Source organism: Bradyrhizobium sp. HKCCYLRH3059 (assembly GCF_051168035.1).
Taxonomy (GTDB): domain Bacteria; phylum Pseudomonadota; class Alphaproteobacteria; order Rhizobiales; family Xanthobacteraceae; genus Bradyrhizobium.
Window position 1 is genome coordinate 420911 of record NZ_JBNPUF010000003.1, and the last position, 19920, is coordinate 440830.

Annotated in this window: 14 protein-coding genes; 4 read left to right on the top strand and 10 right to left on the bottom strand. The window is 64.3% G+C overall.

Annotated features, from left to right (window positions below; translation table 11 throughout):
- Positions 1-14 precede the first annotated feature (14 nt).
- Together ACQR13_RS12705 and ACQR13_RS12710 are read right to left on the bottom strand one after the other, a co-directional pair.
- Entirely contained in the window at positions 15-2861 is a 2847-nt protein-coding gene (locus ACQR13_RS12705; protein ID WP_316172472.1) for a bifunctional transaldolase/phosoglucose isomerase, read from the bottom strand.
- Positions 2862-2870: 9 nt separating this feature from the next.
- Entirely contained in the window at positions 2871-3392 is a 522-nt protein-coding gene (locus ACQR13_RS12710; RefSeq protein WP_316172471.1) for a hypothetical protein, read from the bottom strand.
- A gap of 602 nt (positions 3393-3994) precedes the next feature.
- Between ACQR13_RS12710 and ACQR13_RS12715 the strand changes: the two genes are divergently transcribed.
- The 3 genes from ACQR13_RS12715 to ACQR13_RS12725 all read left to right on the top strand — a co-directional run bounded on the left by ACQR13_RS12715 (position 3995) and on the right by ACQR13_RS12725 (position 8976).
- Positions 3995-5938, top strand: coding sequence for a PrkA family serine protein kinase (locus tag ACQR13_RS12715; protein WP_315718010.1), 1944 nt, complete (start codon positions 3995-3997; stop codon positions 5936-5938).
- Between the two features lie 225 nt (positions 5939-6163).
- Positions 6164-7441: a YeaH/YhbH family protein gene (locus ACQR13_RS12720; protein ID WP_315718011.1), complete on the top strand. Its 1278-nt coding sequence runs from the start codon at positions 6164-6166 to the stop codon at positions 7439-7441.
- Entirely contained in the window at positions 7438-8976 is a 1539-nt protein-coding gene (locus ACQR13_RS12725) for a SpoVR family protein (RefSeq protein ID WP_315750207.1), read from the top strand. The genes ACQR13_RS12720 and ACQR13_RS12725 overlap by 4 nt, the downstream gene beginning before the upstream one ends.
- Before the next feature lie 25 nt (positions 8977-9001).
- Here the strand turns inward: ACQR13_RS12725 and ACQR13_RS12730 are convergent, their stop codons facing one another.
- Complete coding sequence (locus tag ACQR13_RS12730) at positions 9002-9412, bottom strand: VOC family protein (RefSeq protein ID WP_315750208.1); 411 nt, start codon at positions 9410-9412, stop codon at positions 9002-9004.
- Positions 9413-9559: 147 nt separating this feature from the next.
- Between ACQR13_RS12730 and ACQR13_RS12735 the strand changes: the two genes are divergently transcribed.
- The gene (locus tag ACQR13_RS12735; RefSeq protein WP_315750209.1) at positions 9560-10831 is read left to right on the top strand and encodes a TMEM143 family protein; all 1272 of its coding nucleotides are present in this window, start codon (positions 9560-9562) and stop codon (positions 10829-10831) included.
- A gap of 368 nt (positions 10832-11199) precedes the next feature.
- Here the strand turns inward: ACQR13_RS12735 and ACQR13_RS12740 are convergent, their stop codons facing one another.
- The 7 genes from ACQR13_RS12740 to pqqD all read right to left on the bottom strand — a co-directional run bounded on the left by ACQR13_RS12740 (position 11200) and on the right by pqqD (position 19793).
- Positions 11200-12255 carry a 2-oxoacid:ferredoxin oxidoreductase subunit beta gene (locus ACQR13_RS12740; RefSeq protein ID WP_315718016.1) on the bottom strand — a complete coding sequence of 352 codons (1056 nt, stop codon included), beginning with the start codon at positions 12253-12255 and terminating at the stop codon, positions 11200-11202.
- A gap of 130 nt (positions 12256-12385) precedes the next feature.
- Positions 12386-14236 carry a 2-oxoacid:acceptor oxidoreductase subunit alpha gene (locus ACQR13_RS12745; RefSeq protein ID WP_315718017.1) on the bottom strand — a complete coding sequence of 617 codons (1851 nt, stop codon included), beginning with the start codon at positions 14234-14236 and terminating at the stop codon, positions 12386-12388.
- A complete protein-coding gene (locus ACQR13_RS12750; protein WP_316193161.1) occupies positions 14206-16005 on the bottom strand; it encodes an FAD-dependent oxidoreductase in 1800 nt (599 codons plus the stop codon). Before ACQR13_RS12750 ends, ACQR13_RS12745 begins: the two co-directional genes overlap by 31 nt.
- A 458-nt stretch (positions 16006-16463) precedes the next feature.
- Entirely contained in the window at positions 16464-17135 is a 672-nt protein-coding gene (locus ACQR13_RS12755; protein WP_316226453.1) for a DUF4286 family protein, read from the bottom strand.
- Between the two features lie 177 nt (positions 17136-17312).
- Positions 17313-18302, bottom strand: a complete 990-nt coding sequence (gene pip, locus ACQR13_RS12760; protein ID WP_434862879.1) for a prolyl aminopeptidase — start codon at positions 18300-18302, stop codon at positions 17313-17315.
- Positions 18295-19488, bottom strand: a complete 1194-nt coding sequence (gene pqqE, locus ACQR13_RS12765; RefSeq protein WP_434862880.1) for a pyrroloquinoline quinone biosynthesis protein PqqE — start codon at positions 19486-19488, stop codon at positions 18295-18297. Before pqqE ends, pip begins: the two co-directional genes overlap by 8 nt.
- Positions 19485-19793 carry a pyrroloquinoline quinone biosynthesis peptide chaperone PqqD gene (gene pqqD / locus ACQR13_RS12770; RefSeq protein WP_315718023.1) on the bottom strand — a complete coding sequence of 103 codons (309 nt, stop codon included), beginning with the start codon at positions 19791-19793 and terminating at the stop codon, positions 19485-19487. Before pqqD ends, pqqE begins: the two co-directional genes overlap by 4 nt.
- Between the last annotated feature and the right edge of the window lie 127 nt (positions 19794-19920).

Sequence of the window (19920 nt, forward strand, 5' to 3'; positions counted from 1 at the left end):
CGACGATGCCCTTCCTAGCTCAGCGCTTCACTGATCGCGCTGTCGAGCATCTTCAGGCCCGATTTCAGATTGCCCTTGAGATGGACCCGAAGAGCCCTACGCCCGCGCTCGGTGAGTACGTCGAAGTCGCCGCGCGCCTGCGCCGCCTTGATCACGCCGAAGCTCGCCTTCTGCCCGGGGATCGGCAGATCCTGGGCATCGTCGGCCGTGATCTGGAGAAACACGCCGCTGTCCGGGCCGCCCTTGTAGGCCTGGCCGGTCGAGTGCAGGAAGCGCGGACCGAACTCGGCGCAGGTGGCGAGGTGCTTGGCATCGCGCAGCCTCAGCCGGATCCGCTGCAGCGTGTCGATATTGCCTGCGTTGCGGTCGATATAGCCGAGCAGGGCGATGTAGTCGCCGTCGCCGGCGCGGCCGAGATGCGCCTTCAGCCAGGACGCGAGCGTGCCGTCGGCGCCATGCTCGCGCAGGCTCTCGACGTTCTGTGCATCCGTGTAGAGCTCGCAGCCCTTGATCGAGACCACCGGCTCCTCGGCCGGCAGCGCGCCGCTCTGCTCGAACGCCGCCGTCAGTTCGCGGGTCTTGATCTTGGCCGATTCGACGTCGGGCTGGTCGAACGGGTTGATGCCGAGCACGGCGCCGGCAACGGCGGTCGCCATTTCGAAGCGGAAGAATTCCTGGCCGAGCTGGTCGATCGACTTCATGACGATGCGCACGACCGGATGGCCGGCCTCCTCGAGCGCGGCGAGCTTTGCATCATGGCCGGCCACGTCGTCGCCGCCGATCCTGATGTCGATGAAGAAGCGATCATGACCGTAGACCTCGGGCGAGGCGACTGGCTCGCCATCGATCGGGATGAGGCCCTTGCCTTCCTTGCCCGTGGACTCCGCGATCAACTGCTCGGCCCAGGCACCGAAATCGGCGATCTTGGGCGAGGCGAAGATCGTTATCTTGTCGCGGCCTTCGAGGCCGGCGAGACCCATCGCCAAGCCGAGCTGAACGCCCGGGTTCTGCAGCGGCGGCACGTCGGGCCCGCAGGAGCGCACCATTGACAGCGCCTGCGTAATCAGCCTGCGCACGTCGATGCCGGCGGTGGCGGCCGGCACCAGGCCGAACGGCGACAGCACCGAATAGCGGCCGCCGATGGTCGGCTCGCCGTGGAAGATGCGGGCGAAGCCTTGCGCCTTGGCCGCCTTCTCCAGCGACGAGCCGGGATCGGTCACGGCAATGAAGCGATGGCCGGCCTTCTTCGGCCCGATCGCCTCGGAGACGCGCGCGAAGAAGTAGTCCTTCATCGCGTTCGGCTCGGTGGTGCCGCCCGACTTCGAGGAGACGATGAACACCGTACGGGTGATGTCGATCGCCTTCTCCATCGCGCGCACCTGCGCGGGATCGGTGGAATCGAGCACGTGCAGCCTGGGGAAGCCGGCCCTGCGCGGGAACGTCTCGGCGAGCACTTCCGGCCCGAGGCTGGAGCCGCCCATGCCGAGGACCACGGCGTCGGAAAACTTCTGTCCCTTCACCCGTTGCGCATAGTCCTCATAATCGGCGATATCGGCTTTCTCCGCGCTGGTCAGCCAGCCCAGCCATTTGTGCTCGTCATGGCCGGTCCAGACCGTCGCATCCTTGTGCCAGAGCCGGCGGATCCTGGCGTCCTTGCGCCAGTCCTCGGTCGCGGAGGCGACCTTCTTCTCGAGATCAGCAGCAACGGCGATCGTCTGCTGCCCAAGTCCTGTCCCCAGCACGACGGCGCGCTTGTGCGCAACCGCGCCGTAGAGCTTGTCGGCGGCGTCCGCGAACTGCCTGACGCCGTCGACCACGAGATCTGCGGTGATGTCGTCGAGCGAGATGCCGGTCTTCGCCAGATCCTCCAGGGCGGCCTGGGCGGCATCGACGTCTTCCTCCAGGCTGTCGCGCACCTCTCCGTGATCGCGGAAGGCGTCCAGCGTGGCCGGCGGCACAGTGTTGACGGTGTTCGGCCCGATCAGCTCCTCGACATAGAGGACATCGCTGTAATCCTTGTTCTTGGTACCTGTGGAGGCCCAGAGCAGCCGCTGCGGCTTGGCGCCTTGCTCGGCCAGCCGCTCCCAGCGCGCGCCTGCGAACAGCCGCTTGTAATCCTGATACGCCATCTTGGCGTTGGCGATGGCGATCCTGCCCTTGAGCGCCGCCAGCCGCTCCTTCTCCGAGGGATCGTTGGCCTGGGCGATCTTCTCGTCCAGTTGCTTGTCGACCACGCTGTCGATGCGGCTGACGAAGAACGACGCCACGCTGGCGACATGCGACGGATCGCCGCCGGCGCCGACGTAGGCCTCGAGGCCGGCAATGTAGGCTTCGGCGACCTGCCGGTAGACGTCTTGCGAAAACAGCAAGGTGATGTTGACGCTGATGCCCTTGGAGATCAGGTGCTGGATGGCCGGCAGGCAGGCGTCGGTCGCCGGCACCTTGATCATCAGATTCCTGCGGTCGACCGCCTTCCAGAGCTGTTCGGCCTCGGTGATGGTCGCTTTGCTGTCCATCGCCAGATAGGGCGAGACTTCGAGGCTGACGAAGCCGTCATTGCCATCGAAGCGGTCGTAGACCGGCCGCAGCACGTCGGCAGCATTCTGGATGTCCTCGACGGCGACGGCCTCGAACAGCTGCGTCGGCGATCGATCGCCGTTCTTCAGCGCCGTGGCGATCGGCGCGTCATATTCATCGGAGCTGCCGATCGCCTTCTCGAAAATCGCGGGATTCGAGGTGACGCCCTTGACGCCATCCTCATCGATCAGCCGCTTCAGGTCGCCTTTGGCGACGAAGCCGCGTGCGAGGAAATCGAGCCAGACCGCCTGGCCGTGTTCTTCGAGAGCTTTGACCGGATTCATGATGCCTATCTATGTGCGTCGGCTTGCTTTTTCGGGTTCCCGCCTGGCGGCCTGCCAGGTCGTGGACCTCACATGAACAACTATGCGCCAGCCCACAGGAGAACGCCATTCATAATGGATTGATCCCTCTGGAATCCCAAGAGCTTCGCGCCGGGCTCGACGTGCCGGCGGCGCGCGCCCCGCGGGAGACGTGCAGGCAGCCTGAAGCCTGCTGCCGACCGTTCGACCAAGGCGTGGCGAAGGTTCGCCAAGCGCGGCCAGCGTTCGGCTCGCGTCGGCCTCCGCGACACCCGCGCGCCGGAGGTCTCCCATCGTGGCGAGCAAATGCCGTCGATCAAACCTTCTCCGCCTTGCAATGCCGGAAAGCGGCCACATGTGTTCTGGGTAATGGTGCCTCACGTCACGGATCAAGGCGAGCGTCATGCGATTGTCGCGTCGGCTGCGGCTCGTGATCGGCGGATAACCCATGATGCTTTCTGCTTGCAGACATTCGGTGGCGAGCCGCAAGCTGATCATGGCAATGATCAGCATCGAGTGATCCGTCCGGGTTCGGCCGCGCGTTACGTCACGACATTCGGTTCTAGCGGTGAACATGTGTGCGGATGGCTGTGAGATGCGCGCGTTCATCGCTCGCCTGATCACGATGGCGTCGCGTGAGCGATGGCTGACGTGCTCGCAGCGGGGCCATTGGTTCGACCACAGTGGCCGGCGCGCATCATGTCGCGCCACGAATGAGACATTCGCTGCCTGGCGCAGCTGCGCGACCGTTGGCGTTCACTCGCGGTTCACTTCCGGAAGACAGACTGATCCCGGAGCTGTCACGCCACCAGTTCACGTGGCTTCACAACACCTTGTGCGGCGCAGGAAGACTACGGTGCCGGGGTATTGCGGATGTTGCGAAGCAGAGACAATGGGGTACAAATGGGGAGAGTCGGCCGGCTTTTGCCGAACTATTGAGCGAAGTGCATGTTGATAGGGCATATGCTGCATGCACTTTGCGTTGCGGAAAAGGACGAAGACGGTGCCCAATGGGGGCTAGCGCGCTTCACTCTGAGTCGGTTCGGGATCAGCAGGAACGTACTTGGATCTCGGCCCGTTGCAGCAGTGCAGCGGAACCTACGTGGAGAGGGATCATGTACAACGATTCGTTGTTCAACGCGTTCGCAAGGTCGTTCGAGGCACGCAGCCAGACCGACATGTCGATGCAGGAATATCTAGAATCGTGTCGAACCGACCCGATGCGATACGCGAACGCCGCTGAACGACTACTAGCTGCGATCGGTGAGCCTCAGATGATCGATACGGCCAAGGACCCACGCCTTGGCCGTATTTTTTTGAACCGGACGGTTCGGCTGTATCCCGCGTTCGCCGGCTTCTACGGCATGGAAGACACGATCGAGCGCATCGTCGGATTCTTCCGTCACGCCGCGCAGGGTCTCGAAGAGCGCAAGCAGATCCTCTATCTGCTCGGACCGGTCGGCGGCGGCAAGTCGTCGCTCGCCGAACGGTTGAAGCAGTTGATGGAAACTCATCCGATCTACGTGCTCAAGGCGGGAGATGAGTTGAGCCCCGTGTTCGAGTCGCCGCTCGGCCTGTTCGATCCCGACACGCTGGGCCCGATGCTCGAGGAGAAATACGGCATTCCGCGCCGCCGCCTGTCGGGCCTGATGAGCCCGTGGTGCTACAAGCGGCTCGAAGCCTTCGGCGGCGACATCTCGCAGTTCCGCGTCGCCAAGATCCAGCCGTCGCGGCTGCGCCAGATCGGCATCGCCAAGACCGAGCCCGGCGACGAGAACAACCAGGACATCTCCTCGCTGGTCGGCAAGGTCGACATCCGCAAGCTCGAAACCTACGCCCAGAACGATCCCGACGCCTACTCCTATTCGGGCGGCCTCAACCGCGCCAACCAGGGCATCCTCGAATTCGTCGAGATGTTCAAGGCGCCGATCAAGATGCTGCATCCGCTGCTGACGGCGACGCAGGAGGGCAACTATATCGGCACCGAGAACATCGGCGCGATTCCCTACAATGGCGTGATCCTCGCCCACTCCAACGAGGCGGAGTGGCAGAGCTTCAAGACCAACAAGAACAACGAGGCCTTCATCGACCGCATCTGCGTCATCAAGGTGCCGTACTGCCTGCGCGTCACCGAGGAGCGCAAGATCTATGAGAAGCTGATCCAGGGCTCCGAGCTCTCCGCCGCGCCGTGCGCGCCCGCGACCTTGGACACGCTCGCCAGATTCTCGGTGATGTCGCGCCTGCGCAAGCACGAGAATTCGACGTTGTACGCCAAGATGCGGGTCTATGACGGCGAGAGCCTCAAGGAGTCCGATCCGAAGGCGCGCAGCGTGCAGGAATATCGCGACGCCGCCGGCGTCGACGAGGGCATGGACGGCATCTCCACCCGCTTTGCCTTCAAGGTGCTGGCTGCGACCTACAATCACGACACGGCGGAAGTGTCGGCCGATGCCGTGCATCTGATGTACGTGCTGGAACAGTCGATCAAGCGCGAGCAACTGCCCGAGGAGATCGAGAAGCGCTACCTCGAATTCATCAAGGCGGATCTGGCGCCGCGCTACGCCGAGTTCATCGGTCACGAGATCCAGAAGGCCTATCTGGAATCCTACTCCGATTACGGCCAGAACCTGTTCGACCGCTACGTCGACTACGCCGACGCCTGGATCGAAGATCAGGACTTCAAGGATCCCGATACGGGACAGCTGCTCAATCGCGAGCTGTTGAACCAGGAGCTGACCAAGATCGAGAAGCCGGCCGGGATCGCCAACCCGAAGGATTTCCGCAACGAGGTTGTCAAGTTCTCGCTGCGCTTCCGGGCCCAGAATGGTGGCAAAAATCCGTCCTGGACCTCCTACGAAAAGATCCGCGAAGTCATCGAAAAGAGGATATTCTCGCAGGTCGAGGATCTGCTTCCGGTCATCTCGTTCGGTACCAAGAAGGACGGCGAGACCGAGAAGAAGCACGACGACTTCGTCGCGCGCATGGTCGAACGCGGCTACACCGAGCGGCAGGTCCGCCGGCTGGTCGAGTGGTACATGCGCGTGAAGCAGGCGGGTTGATCGTGGTCCGGCGCCGATGTTCACTGCAGGTGCGGCAGGCCATCGGTCTGACGTCGGCGCCAGGGCTACGAAACGAGCGAAACGTTCGACGCTGAGCTTCGCTGGGAGGCGTCGGACAGGCAGAGGGTGCCGTTGCAGTGTCGGGTCCGATACTGCACCGCGGCATCGCGGCGGGGGAGAGCAGGAGTCGAAGCCGCTGCAGCAGGAGGCGTATGGAACGTGGTCATGCACATCATTGATCGGCGCCTGAATCCGGGCGGCAAAAGTCTCGAAAATCGCCAGCGATTTTTGCGCCGCGCCAAGGCCCTGGTTCAGGGAGCGGTCAAGAAGACCTCGCAGGACCGCGACATCAAGGACGTGCTGGAGGGCGGCGAGGTCTCGATCCCGCTCGACGGCATGGACGAGCCTCGCTTCCGCCGCGAGGGCGGCACCCGCGACATGGTGTTGCCCGGCAACAAGAAGTTCGTCGAAGGCGACATCCTGCCGCGCTCCGGCGACGGCAGCGGCCGCAAGTCGGCGCCCGGACAAGGCGACAGCGAGGACGCGTTCCGCTTCGTGCTGAGCAAGGAGGAGTTCGTCAACCTCTTCCTCGACGATCTCGAACTGCCCGATCTCGCCAAGCGCAAATTCGCCGAGGCCGAGAGCGAGGGGCTGGTACGCGCGGGCTATTCGACCTCGGGTTCGCCGGCCAATATCTCGATCAGCCGCACCGTCACCCGCGCCTTGGCCCGCCGCGTCGCGCTGCGCCGTCCGCGGCCGGAGGCGATTGCCGAGCTCGAAGCCCAGCTGGAGCAGGAGACCGACGACGACAAGCGCGCCGCGCTTCTGGCCGAGATCGAGGCGCTGAAGGCGAAGGCCAAGCGCATCCCCTTCATCGACCCGATCGACATCCGCTACCGGCGCTTCGAGGCCGTGCCGAAGCCGATCGCACAGGCCGTGATGTTCTGCCTGATGGACGTGTCCGGCTCGATGTCGGAGCACATGAAGGACCTCGCCAAGCGATTCTACATGCTGCTCTACGTGTTCCTGACCCGGCGCTACCGCCATGTCGAGATCGTCTTCATCCGCCATACCGATCGCGCCGAGGAGGTCGACGAGCAGACGTTCTTCTACGGACCGGCGTCCGGCGGCACCTTGGTGTCGAGCGCCTTGCAATGCATGCACGACATCGTCCGCTCGCGCTTCCGCCCGTCGGACTGGAACATCTACGCGGCGCAGGCCTCCGACGGCGACAACGCCACCTCGGATTCCGAGAACGTCGCGCGGCTCTTGACCGACAACATCCTGCCGGTGTCGCAGTTCTTCGCCTATCTCGAGGTCGGCGAATCCGGCACCTATTCGTTCGAGATGCCCGACTCGGCGCTGTGGTCGCTGTATGAGCGGCTGCGCGCCAATGGCGAGCCGCTGTCGATGCGCAAGGTCCGCGACCGCAGCGAGATCTTCCCGGTGTTCCACGACCTGTTTCAGCGTCGCGGCACCACGCAGGAGAGGGCGGCGTCATGAGCGGGTTGCTGTTCGAGGGCGCAGACTGGAATTTCCTCACCCTGCAGCGCATCCACGATGCCTGCGAAGCCGTCGCCGAGAAGGAGCTCGGGCTCGACACCTATCCCAACCAGATCGAGGTGATCACGGCCGAGCAGATGCTCGACGCCTATTCCTCGGTCGGCATGCCCCTGTTCTACAAACACTGGTCGTTTGGCAAGCACTTCGCCTATCACGAGGCCTCGTACCGCAAGGGCCTGATGGGCCTCGCCTATGAGATCGTGATCAACTCCTCGCCCTGTATCTCCTATCTGATGGAGGAGAACACGGCGACGATGCAGACCTTGGTGATCGCGCACGCGGCGTTCGGCCACAACCATTTCTTCAAGAACAACTATCTGTTCAAGCAGTGGACCGACGCCGACGGCATCCTCGACTATCTCGATTTCGCCCGCGGCTACATCGCGCAATGCGAGGAGCGTTATGGCCGGCTCGCGGTCGAGCATACGCTCGACGCGGCGCATGCGCTGATGTCGCACGGCGTCGACCGCTATCCGGGCAAGAAGAAGCTCGACTTCCGCGAGGAGGAGAAGCGCGCCGGCAAGCGCAGGCTCTACGAGGAGGGCCAGTTCAACGATCTCTGGCGCACGGTGCCGACCGGCCCGGTCAAGACCAATGCGATGCTGAACGTCGAGCGGCGCCGCGCGCTGCTCGGCCTCCCGCAGGAGAACCTGCTCTATTTCCTGGAGAAGACCGCGCCGCGGCTGGCGCCCTGGCAGCGCGAGTTGCTGCGCATCGTTCGCCACATCGCGCAGTATTTCTATCCGCAGGGCCAGACCAAGGTCATGAACGAGGGCACGGCGACCTATGTGCACTATCGCATCATGAACCGGCTGCACCAGGACGGCCGCCTCACCGACGGCAACTTCCTGGAGTTCCTGCAGTCGCACACCAACGTCGTGTTCCAGCCGGAGTTCGACGATCCGCGCTTCTCCGGCTTCAACCCATATGCGCTCGGCTTTGCGATCATGCAGGACATCGAGCGCATCGTGAAGGACCCGACCGACGAGGATCGCGAATGGTTTCCGGACATCGCCGGCACCGGCGACGAAATGGCGGTGCTGCGTGACGTCTGGGCGAATTATCGCGACGAGAGCTTCATCAGCCAGTTCCTCAGCCCCAACCTGATCCGGCGCTTCAAGCTGTTCCATTTGCATGACGATCCGGCCGAACGCGCCGGCATCCTGGTCGACGCCATCCATGACGAGCGCGGCTATCGTCGCATCCGGCGCGAGCTGTCGAAACAGTACGATGTCGGCTACATCGACCCGAACATCGAGGTGGTCGATGTCGATCTCGCCGGCGATCGCCGCCTGATGCTGCGACATACGGTGGTCAAGGGCGCCCAGCTCAACGAGACCGACACCAAGCGCGTGCTGCAGCATCTCGCCGATCTCTGGAGCTACGACGTGTCGCTGGTCGAAGTCGACGCCGCCACCGACAAGGTGCTGAAGGAGTACGTGCTCAATCCCCGGATACAACCGGCGGCCGCCTAGCGCGGCCGCCAAGCCCTGAGCGACGTCAGATTTCCGCGAAGATCTCCAGCAGATTGCCGTCGGGATCCCTGAAGAACAGCGTCCGATGGCCGAAGGGCTGGTCCCTCGGCTGCTCCAGGAGCGCGACGCCCTTCTCCGTCAGCTCGGCCGCGCAGCGGTCGACGTCGACGCGTCCCACCTTGAAGGCGAGTTGAAGCGCCGCGCTTCCCGGCGGTGTCGGCTGGTGCGATGTCAGCCGCTGCGGCCGAGCGAGCGCGAGCGTGTTGGAGCCGATCTGAAATTCGATCCACCCCTGCGACAGTTCCCGGAGCAGCGGAAAGCCCAGGACCTCCTCGTAGAACTGCCGCATGACGTCCCAGTCGCGGGCGAGGATCACCGTGTAGTCGATGGCGCGAATGGCGCGAAATGCGGACACCCTCTTTACATCATTGGTCACGATCTCTCCCTCCCGGCCGGCCTCACCAAGCTTTTCCATCCCGCGTCGAGTGGCGCAAGGCTGATGAGCCCGCTATGGTGCCCGCCGTTGGCCGGGTGGTTGCAGCCGGCCGTTGCGGACGATGATCAAAGCTCGGGCGTAAGGCGCGTGGTTGGACCAAAGGAGACGGCGGCAACGGATCGGCGGGACCGGTTCATTCCGATACGCAAGTCCGACGTCCTGGACACCGTCATTTCGCATGGCGGCCTGGATGACGCCCTGGCGGCCGACCTGCGCCAGCTGGCGCACATGCTCGGCGCCATCCTGCACCACGAATATTTCGACGAGCTCGATCGGCTGCGCGACGTCTATTTCGACTTCGATCCCGAGGTCCCCGCCGGCCGCCATCGCTCCGCTCAGGAGCTCGACACCGCCTATTGCAACCTCACCGACGAATTCGTCCGGGTGCTGAGCGAAGCGAACTTCATCGAGATCAGCCACGATGAGATCGAGCGCGCCTTCGCCGAGCACGCGCTTGTCAGGGTCAAGCTGAGGGCGCCGGTCTCCGACTTTCGCGCCGTCCGCATGTTCCGGCGCGGCACGCATCAAGAGACCATCGAGGTCCCCATGCTGTATGGCCTGCGGAGGCGCAAGCAGGAGATCGAGGTCTACGACGACATCATCCTGATGGTCGCGACCAGGCCAGACGAGCCGTCTCAGAAGAAGCGCAAGACCGCCGCCTGGCGTGGCCGCAACAAGATCCGCGGCGGCGCGGTGCTGTTCAAATATTTCCGCCACATCGCGCGCTTCGACCTCGAGGCGCTGCTGCCGAACGTCCGCGTCGTCATGGGCCTGCGCGAGCAACTGACGCTGGGCGTGCCGGCGCTGGTCGGCGGCGTACCGATCCTGCTCAAGCTGGCTTCGACGCTCACCGTGCTGTTCATCGTCGCCGGCTTTTATCTCGGCCTCAGCGGCACCGTGCACGACAACGATACGGAGCAGGCGCTGGCGGCGCTGTCGGGCCTGTTCGCGCTCGGCGCCTTCATCCTGCGGCAATGGGGCAACTTCCATCGCCAGTCGCTGATCCATCAGAAGCAGGTCACCGACAACATCTACTTCCGCAACGTCAACAACAATTCCGGCATCTTCAACTATTTGATCGGCGAGGCCGAGGACCAGGACTGGAAGGAAGCGATGCTGGCCTATGGCGGCCTGCTGCTGGCGTCGGTGCCGCTCTCGCGTGCAGCATTGTGCAGCCATGTCGAGGAGTTGCTGCAGCAGATGTTTGGATTGAGCCGCGCGTTCAATGTCGAGGAGGCCTTGATCAGGCTGCGGGAGTTCGGCCTTGTGACCGGCGGAGATGACGCGCTGTCCGCGCTGCCGCTGCGCGAGGCGATCGCGCAGCTCGATCGCGTCTGGGCAAGCGCGTTGCGGGCGTAATCGTCATCAACGATGACGGGCCTCATGGTTCAAGACGCGCCTGCGGCGCTCCTCATGATGAGGAGCGAGGGCGCGGCTCACCAGGATATGCCGAGCTGTCGCAACGAACGATCTGACAGTTAGTTACTCCGTCATGGCCGGGCTTGTCCCGGGCATCCACGTGGTTATCAGCGTGCCGAACGACGTGGATGGCCGGGACAAGCCCGGCCATGACGTGGAGATAGACAAGCGCAAAACTCCGATTGTGAAATGCGATAGCCCCGCCAGAAGCGGGCGCAATGCACTCCACCTTTGTCCTGAGGAGCCCGCCGGAGGCGGGCGTCTCGATGGACGGCTACAGAGCACACGCTTTCCACGCAGCGGTCTGCCTAGCGCAGACTCGCATTGATTTTGTCGAGCGCGGCCTGCCCAGGGCACAGATCCGCTGCCTCCAGCCGGTTGAGCGGTCGCTCCACCGTGTTGAGGTGGCTGTGCAGATCGTCGGCCTCAGGGTCGACATAGAGCAGGCCGGTCACGATCTGGCCTTGCGCGGCATGTTTCTGGAGGAAGGTCATGGCGCCGAGCCGGTCGTGCGGGTCGTAGTCGGCGTCGATCTTGCGCAGCGCCAGCCTGGAGCCGTCGTGCTGCTCGACGATCTGCACCGTGCCCGGATCCTGGTCGATCTCGATCGGATCGCGCCCGGTCAGCACGTCCAACCGGTTCACGGCATCGTTGTGCTCGCGGACATAGTCGAAGCTCTTGGTTGAGCCGGCGTGATTGTTGAACGCGATGCACGGGCTGATGACGTCGATGAACGCCGCGCCCTTGTGCCGGATGGCGCCCTCGATGATCGGCACCAGCTGCTTCTTGTCGCCGGAGAACGACCGCGCCACATAGGTGGCCCCGAGCTGCAGCGCGATGCCGACCAGGTCGATCGGATTGTCGGTGTTGGTGACGCCCTTCTTCGACTTCGACCCGCGGTCGGCGGTCGCCGAGAATTGGCCCTTGGTCAGGCCGTAGACGCCGTTGTTCTCGACGATATAGGTCATGTTCACGCCGCGCCGGATCGCGTGGGCGAACTGGCCGAAGCCGATCGAGGCGGAATCGCCGTCGCCGGAGACGCCGAGATAGATCAGCTCGCGGTTGGCGAGGTTGGCGCCGGTCAGCACCGAGGGCATGCGGCCGTGCACGGTGTTGAAGCCGTGCGAATTGCCGAGAAAGTAGTCCGGTGTCTTCGACGAGCAGCCGATGCCGGAGATTTTTGCCACCCGATGCGGCTCGATCGACAGCTCGAAGCAGGCCTCGATGATCGAGGCCGTGATCGAATCGTGGCCGCAGCCGGCGCACAAGGTCGAGATCTTGCCCTCGTAGTCGCGATGGCTGTAGCCGAGTGCGTTCTTCTTGATGCCGGGATGCTGGAATTTCGGCTTTGCGATGTAGGTCATGAGAGCACCCTGTCGCCCAGTGCCGTCATGGCCGGGCTTGTCCCGGCCATCCACGTGGGAGTCCGAGGAAAGAGAGGCGTGGATGCCCGGGACAAGCCCGGGCATGACCGTGGAGAGAGTGGCTGTAAAGTCATGACACCGCCTTGCGCAGCGGTGTGACCTTGATGTGGTCCTGGTGGTCGCCGATCGCATCGGCGATGAAGCGCGCCGTGATCGGCGTGCCGTCATAATGCAGAATCGGCACCAGCCGGACCGGGTCGATGCCGTTCTCGGTGACGATCAGCTGGCGCAGCTGCGCGTCGCGGTTCTGCTCGACCACATAGACGAAGTCGTGCTCGGCGATGAAGCTCGCCACGCTCGAATGGAACGGGAAGGCGCGGATGCGCAGGCGGTCGAGCTGACAGCCGCGCGCCTCTAGCAGTCCGATTGCCTCGTCCATCGCCGGCGCGGTCGAGCCGAAATAGATCACGCCATATCTGGTCGGCTTGCTCGCATTGGCCTGCAGCGGCCGCGGCACCATGTCCTGCGCGGTCTGGAACTTGCGCAGCAGGCGCTGCACGTTGTCGGCATAGACGGCGCCTTCCTCGGAATAGCGCGCGTAGCGGTCACGCGAGGTGCCGCGGGTGAAGTAGGAGCCCTTCGTCGGATGCGTGCCGGGGTAGGTGCGGAACGGAATGCCGTCGCCGTCGACGTCGAGATAGCGGCCGAAGTCGCGGCCTTCGTCGAGCATTTCCGCCGTCATCACCTTGCCGCGGTCATACTGCTTGGCGTCGTCCCACTTCAGCGGCCGGGACAGCCGCTGGTTCATGCCGATGTCGAGATCGAGCATCAGGAAGATCGTGGTCTGTAGCCGCTCGGCGAGGTCGAACGCCGCAGCGGCAAACTCAAACGCCTCCGCCGGATCTTCGGGGAACAGCATCACATGCTTGGTATCGCCGTGCGAGGCATAGCCGCAGGCGATCAGGTCGCATTGCTGCGTCCGCGTCGGCATGCCGGTCGAGGGGCCGGCGCGCTGCACGTTCATGATCACGGCCGGGATCTCGGCAAAGTAGGAGAGGCCGATGAACTCGGTCATCAGCGACACGCCGGGGCCCGATGTCGTGGTAAAGGCGCGGGCGCCGTTCCAGGACGCGCCAACCACCATGCCGATCGAGGCGAGCTCGTCCTCGGCCTGCACGATCGCGTATTTGGCCTGCCCGGTTTCCGGATCGTGCCGCAGTTTCTTGCAGTGGTTGCTGAACGCTTCGGCCAGCGACGACGACGGCGTGATCGGGTACCAGGCGCAGACCGTGGCGCCGCCATAGACGGCGCCGAGCGCGGCGGCGTTGTTGCCCTCGATGAAGATGCGGTCGCCGACCTTGTCGGCCTTCTTGATGCGCAGGCCGATCGGGCACTTCAAATTCTGCAGCGCCCAGTCGCGGCCGAGATGCAGCGCGTGGACGTTGGAGGAGAGCAGCTTCTCCTTGCCCTTGTACTGCTCACCGATCAATTGCTCGATCAGCTTCGGATCCATGTCGAGCAGCGCTGAGAGCGCGCCGAGATAGATGATGTTCTTGAACAGCTGGCGCTGGCGCGGATCCGAATAGGTCGAGTTGGTGATCGCGGTCAGCGGGACGCCGATGACGGTGATGTCGTCGCGGAACTTGGTTGCCGGCATCGGCTTGGTGGAATCGTAGAACAGATAGCCACCCGGCGCGATACCGGCGACGTCCTTGTCCCAGGTCTGCGGGTTCATCGCCACCATCAGATCAGTGCCGCCGCCGCGGGCGCCGAGATGGCCCGCTTCGGTGACGCGCACCTCGTACCAGGTCGGCAGGCCCTGGATGTTCGACGGGAAGATGTTGCGCGGGCTGACCGGCACGCCGTGGCGGAGCACGGCGCGCGCGAAGAGTTCGTTCGCGCTGGCCGAGCCGGAGCCGTTGACGTTGGCGAAGCGGACGACGAAGTCGTTTACGCTGCTGAGCGGCGCTTGCTGGGACATGCGTTACCTGCGTGAGTCGTCTCGATGAAGTATTTCTGCATGTCCCACGCACCGGTGGGACAGCGCTCGGCGCACAGGCCGCAATGGAGGCAGACGTCCTCGTCCTTCACCATCACCCGCCCGGTCTTCAGATCCGAGGACACGTAGAGGCTCTGGTCGGGATGCGGCGCCGGCGCCTTCAGGCGCGAACGCAGATCCGCCTCTTCGCCGTTGTCGGTGAAGGTGATGCAGTCCATCGGACAGATGTCGGCGCAGGCGTCGCATTCGATGCACAGCGTGTCGGAGAATACCGTCTGCACGTCGCAATTCAGGCAGCGATGCGCCTCGCCGAGCGCAAGCTTGACGTCGTAGCCGAGCTCGACCTCGGCGCGGATGTCCTTCAGCGCGACCACCTTGTCGCGGTGCGGCACCTTGAAGCGCTTCTCGGACGAAACGTCGTTGTCATAGCTCCATTCATGGATGCCCATCTTCTGCGAGGAGACATGCACCTCGGGCAGCGGCCGCTCGGTGATGTCCTCGCCGGACAGCAGGCGGTGGATCGACAGCGCGGCCTCGTGGCCCTGGGCGACCGCCCAGATGATGTTCTTCGGACCGAACGCCGCATCGCCGCCGAAGAACACTTTCGGGTTGGTCGAGACGAAGGTTGTCGGATCGACCACCGGCATGTGCCATTTGTCGAACGCGATGTCGCAATCGGCCTCGATCCAGGGGAACGCGTTCTCCTGGCCGACGGCGACCAGCACGTCGTCGCAGTCATAGGTCACATCGGGCTCGCCCGACGGCACCAGCGAGCGACGGCCGCTGGCGTCATATTCGGCCTTCACCTTCTGGAAGGTGACGCCGGTGAGCCTGCCATTGTCGTGATTGAAGGCGACCGGCACGAGATAGTTGAGGATCGGAATGTCCTCGTGCAGCGCGTCCTCCTTCTCCCAGGGCGACGCCTTCATCTCCTCGAAGCCGGAGCGCACGATGACCTTGACGTCCTCGCCGCCGAGCCGTCGCGCGGTGCGGCAGCAATCCATCGCGGTGTTGCCGCCGCCGAGCACGATCACGCGCTTGCCGATCTTGTCGGTGTGTCCGAACGAGACGCTGGAGAGCCAGTCGATGCCGAGATGGATGTTCGCGGCGGCTTCCTTGCGTCCGGGAATGTTCAGCTCCCGGCCGCGCGGCGCGCCGGAGCCGATGAAGATGGCATCATAGTTCTCGGCCAGCAGCGTCTTGAGGCTGTCGACGCGATGGCCGGCCTTGTAGTCGACGCCGAGGCCGAGCACGTAGCCCGTCTCCTCGTCGATGACGCTGTCGGGCAGGCGGAATTTGGGGATTTGCGAGCGCATCATGCCGCCGGGCTTTGGGTCGGCATCGAACACGGTGCAGTGATAGCCGAGCGGCGCGAGATCGCGCGCCACCGTCAGCGAGGCCGGGCCGCCGCCGACCAGCGCGATGCGCCGGCCGTTCTTCGGGGCAGGGCGCGGCAGGCGCTGATGGATGTCGTCCTTGAAATCGGCCGCAACGCGCTTCAGGCGGCAGATCGCGACCGGGCTTTCCTCGACACGCCCCCGTCGGCAGGCGGGCTCGCAAGGGCGATCGCAGGTGCGTCCGAGAATGCCCGGGAATACATTCGATTTCCAATTGATCATGTAGGCGTCGCTGTAGCGACCCTCAGCGATCAGGCGGATGTATTCAGGGACCGGAGTGTGTGCGGGACAAGCCCATTGGCAGTCGACCACTTTGTGAAAGTAGTCGGGGGCCGAGATATCAGTCGCTCTCATTCATACCCTGTCCGCGCGGCGAACCATGAGCGCGCGGCCTTCCTGACGTGAGGACGACTGCTTGTTCAGGATCGGCTAGGGATCGATGTGGGTCCGGAGCAGGTCCTGTTCGTCGCCCTTCTGTTTTTTGAATGGCTCAATTGAATAGTCTTATCAGACTAGAGCCATTCCAAGGCGCGCACAAAGGCAAATTTGCAAAGCTGCCCCTCATGCACAGTGTGCGGCGCCGCATTGCCGGCCTGATGCTGCCACGTGTTGCGATGCGGCATTTTCGGTGACGATAGATTGCGAGGATGACGATAAATTAAAGAATGGAGGGTGGAGCACGCGGGCTGCCACGCACTCCGCCGTCATGCCCGGGCTTGTCCCGGGCATCCACGTCGTTCCCAGGATGCCGCACAACGTGGATGGCCGGGACGAGCCCGGCCATGACGATGTGGAGAGAGGCGGGATCTAACTCACTTCGCCGCCGCGATGTCGGCGCGGCTCAAGTCCCACATCAGGCGATAGATGCCGGCCGAGATCTGCGTCGCCAGCGGACCGTCGATCGCCGCGAAGCGGGTGGTCATCAAGGTGGCGATGGCATGACTGTCGGTACCGTCGATGAGGATGAACCAGTCGGCATCGCGCGAGCTCGCAGGAACTCCAGCGGCGGGACCGGAGAGGTCGGCATCGCCTTCGAGCAGATGCATCGAGATGATGCCCCTCAGCTTGCTTGGGTCGAGCTCGATCTGCAGCGCGTCGCGCAACGCTTTGTCCTGCCCGGGTTTGGGCCGCAGGCGGATGATGCCCAGCACGGCGCCGCGACCGGCGCCGATCGAGATCGTGATGCGCGCGACGCTGCGGATCATGTTCTTGAACCGCGCCATCACCGCCTTCGACCATTCCGTCGGCGACTCCAGCCGGGCGCGGTAGGCCGCGCTGTCGAGCACGTCGATCGTTTCGGTCGAATATAGGCAGAGATATTTCGGGCTGCCCTGCTCGGCGACATAGCGTCGCGCCTCGATGAAGCCGGGGATGGCCACGCGCTCTTCGAGATGTTCGCTGTCATACCAATTGTTGAAATCGGCTTCATGCTCAGCATCGATGTTCATCGATGTCAAAAGCATGCCTTTCCCGGCGATGGGCATTGCAGATGTCCTTGTTCAGCGGCCAATTCCTCATGGTGAGGGCGTCACTTGGCGCGTCTCCCGGACAATGCTGCGCATTGCCCGGTGAACCATGAGGCGGGGGGATGTCTGGGGCCTCATCCTTTGAGACGCCATGCCGCGCATGGCTCCTCAGGATGAGGAGAGATGACCATGTGTTTAAGGCGCAGTCGTGCGCGTCGCCATATCGCAGATGGCTTTCATGACCGCATCGCGGATGCCGGGATCATAAAGATTGTGACCTGCGGCTTCGACGACACGGATTTCGGCGTCGCGCCAGATTTCGGCCAGGCGCGCGGAGGTGGAGGGCGGACAGAGCAGGTCATAGCGGCCCTGCACGATGATTCCGGGAATCCCGCTCAGCCTGCTCGCATTACGCAGCAACTGGCCTTTCGCCATGAAGCTGTCCTGCGAGAAGTAATGCGCCTCCATGAACGGCGTCGCCGGCAAGGCGGTGCCGGAGCGGATGGCGAGCCGATCCAGATGGGCGCGGGCCGGTTTGATCTCGGACAGCGCCCGCTCGGTGTCGTGCCAGGCGCGCGCAGCCGGGCCATGAATCGCCGGATCGGGATCGAGGATGCGGCGGAAATAGGCGTCGCACGGGTTGGCGCGTTCGTTCTCCGGCAGCATCTCCAGGAAGTCGCGGTGCAGCGCAGGGTGAAAGCGCGCCAGCGTCTCGCCGAAGGCCGTCTCCACTTCCGCACGGGTGCCGAGGAACGTTGCCCGCAGCACCAGCCCCGTGACGCGCGTCGGGTGCGCCTGCGTATAGGCCAGCGCCAAGGTGGCGCCCCAGGAGCCGCCGGCGACGATCCAGCGGTCGAAACCGAACTTTTCGCGGATCGCCTCCATGTCGGCGATCAGGTCGGGCAGGGTGTTGTTGTCGCGGCTGCGCGCAGGACGCGAGCGGCCGGCGCCGCGCTGGTCGAACAGCACGGCATGGAAGCGCTCGGGATCGAACAGGCGGCGGTGATCCGGCTGGCATCCGGAGCCCGGCCCGCCATGCAGATAGACCGCGGGAATGCCGCCAGCGCAGCCGCTGCTCTCGACATAGATCTGGTGACCGCCGGAGACATCCAGCCATTCCGACGTCAGCGGCGCGAACGGATCGCTGCGGCGCGCGGAGGCGCGGCCGGCTTCGGCGTCAGGCATCATTGCTCTCGGGCGTGCCGCCGGCGAAGTTGCGATAGAGGAAGCGGTCCTTGCCCGAGGCCGCGTCACGCTCGGCCTGCTTGAAGATGCTCTCGTGCAGCGGCGACAGCGTGCAGGCCGGATCGGTATTCCCCGCATCGCCGGTCAGCGCGAACGCCTGGCAGCGGCAGCCGCCGAAATCGATCTCGCGGAACTCGCAGGATTTGCACGGCTCCTTCATCCAGCCGGTGCCACGGTAGCGGTTGAAGGCCTCGGAGTTCTGCCAGATCCAGGCGATCGAATGGTTCGACCGCACGGACATGAAGTCGAGCCCGGTGATGCTCTCGGCAGCGTGGCAGGGCAGGATCTTGCCCGAGGGAGAGATGTTGAAGAACTGCCGGCCCCAGCCGCCCATGCACTTCTTCGGCCGCAGCGCGTAGTAGTCCGGCACGACGTAGTCGATCGTCAGCGTGCCCTTCAGCCGCTCGCGCGCCTCCTCGACCATGCGGTCGGTCTCTTCGAGCTGGGCGTAGGTCGGCATCAGGCTGGCGCGATTCTTCAGCGCCCAGCCGTAATATTGCACGTTGGCGACCTCGAGCCGGTCGGCATCGAGATCGATCGCCATCTGGATGATGTCGGGCAGCTGATGCAGGTTCTGCCGGTGCATCACGGCGTTGACCGTCAGCGGCAGGTCGAGCTCGCGGGTCCAGCGCGCGACCTCGAGCTTCTTGACGTGGCCGCCCTTGTAGCCGCCGACGCGGTCGGCGATGCCGGCCTCGCTGCTCTGGAAGCTGATCTGGACATGGGACAGCCCGGCATCGGCCAGCTCCTTCAGCCGCTCCCGCGTCAGCAGCACGGCCGAGGTGATCAGGTTGGTGTAGAGGCCGACGTCGTTGGCATGCTGCACCAGCTCGACCAGATCCTTGCGCGCGGTCGGCTCGCCGCCGGAGAAGTGGATCTGCAGCACGCCGATCTCGGCGAGCTCGGACAGCACCTTCTTCCATTCCGTGGTGGTCAGCTCCTGTCCGGCGCGATCGAGTTCCAGCGGGTTGGAGCAATAGGGGCATTGCAGCGGACAGCGATGCGTGAGTTCGAGCAGCACGGCGAGCGGAATGCCGTAGGTTTCGGCCACGGAACCGCGCCGCTCCAGCACGGCGAGACCGTCATTGCTGTCGATGGGCGGTGAGGTGTCGGTCAGCTCGGTCATGATGTCGTCTCCCGAACCTCGGTCAGGAATCCCTTGTCGGCGAGATCCTGCAGCATGGCAACCACATCGGTCGCGATGACGTCGCGAGGCGCGGCATATTTCGCCGCGAGCTCGTCGATGATATCAGCGACGCTGCGCGCGCCATCGCACAGCTTGAGCACCTCGACTGAGATCTCGTCCGGCGCCAGCACGCGCTCCGGCGCCAGGATCACCCAGACCTGCCGGGTCTCGTCGAACTTCAGCTTGGCATGCCGCGGCAGCACCACGCGGCTGGTCTCGGCAACTTGGATGTGACGCGGGGCCATGGCGGGTCTCTAGCCGATGATTGTTGCGTTCTGTCCGATGCCGCGGCATCGGCGGTGCCCACCCTCCCCTGGAGGGGGAGGGTCGTTGCGCATCGCCCGCGATGCGCAACGGGGTGGGGCGATCTCT

What these genes read in the sequence shown, in the direction of transcription:
- ACQR13_RS12740 (WP_315718016.1), bottom strand. Translation starts at nt 12,255, where the DNA reads ATGACCTACATCGCAAAGCCGAAATTCCAGCATCCCGGCATCAAGAAG.
- ACQR13_RS12710 (WP_316172471.1), bottom strand. Translation starts at nt 3,392, where the DNA reads ATGCTGATCATTGCCATGATCAGCTTGCGGCTCGCCACCGAATGTCTG.
- pqqD (WP_315718023.1), bottom strand. Translation starts at nt 19,793, where the DNA reads ATGGCCCCGCGTCACATCCAAGTTGCCGAGACCAGCCGCGTGGTGCTG.
- pqqE (WP_434862880.1), bottom strand. Translation starts at nt 19,488, where the DNA reads ATGACCGAGCTGACCGACACCTCACCGCCCATCGACAGCAATGACGGT.
- ACQR13_RS12705 (WP_316172472.1), bottom strand. Translation starts at nt 2,861, where the DNA reads ATGAATCCGGTCAAAGCTCTCGAAGAACACGGCCAGGCGGTCTGGCTC.
- ACQR13_RS12715 (WP_315718010.1), top strand. Translation starts at nt 3,995, where the DNA reads ATGTACAACGATTCGTTGTTCAACGCGTTCGCAAGGTCGTTCGAGGCA.
- ACQR13_RS12720 (WP_315718011.1), top strand. Translation starts at nt 6,164, where the DNA reads ATGCACATCATTGATCGGCGCCTGAATCCGGGCGGCAAAAGTCTCGAA.
- ACQR13_RS12725 (WP_315750207.1), top strand. Translation starts at nt 7,438, where the DNA reads ATGAGCGGGTTGCTGTTCGAGGGCGCAGACTGGAATTTCCTCACCCTG.
- ACQR13_RS12750 (WP_316193161.1), bottom strand. Translation starts at nt 16,005, where the DNA reads ATGAGAGCGACTGATATCTCGGCCCCCGACTACTTTCACAAAGTGGTC.
- ACQR13_RS12755 (WP_316226453.1), bottom strand. Translation starts at nt 17,135, where the DNA reads ATGCCCATCGCCGGGAAAGGCATGCTTTTGACATCGATGAACATCGAT.
- ACQR13_RS12745 (WP_315718017.1), bottom strand. Translation starts at nt 14,236, where the DNA reads ATGTCCCAGCAAGCGCCGCTCAGCAGCGTAAACGACTTCGTCGTCCGC.
- pip (WP_434862879.1), bottom strand. Translation starts at nt 18,302, where the DNA reads ATGCCTGACGCCGAAGCCGGCCGCGCCTCCGCGCGCCGCAGCGATCCG.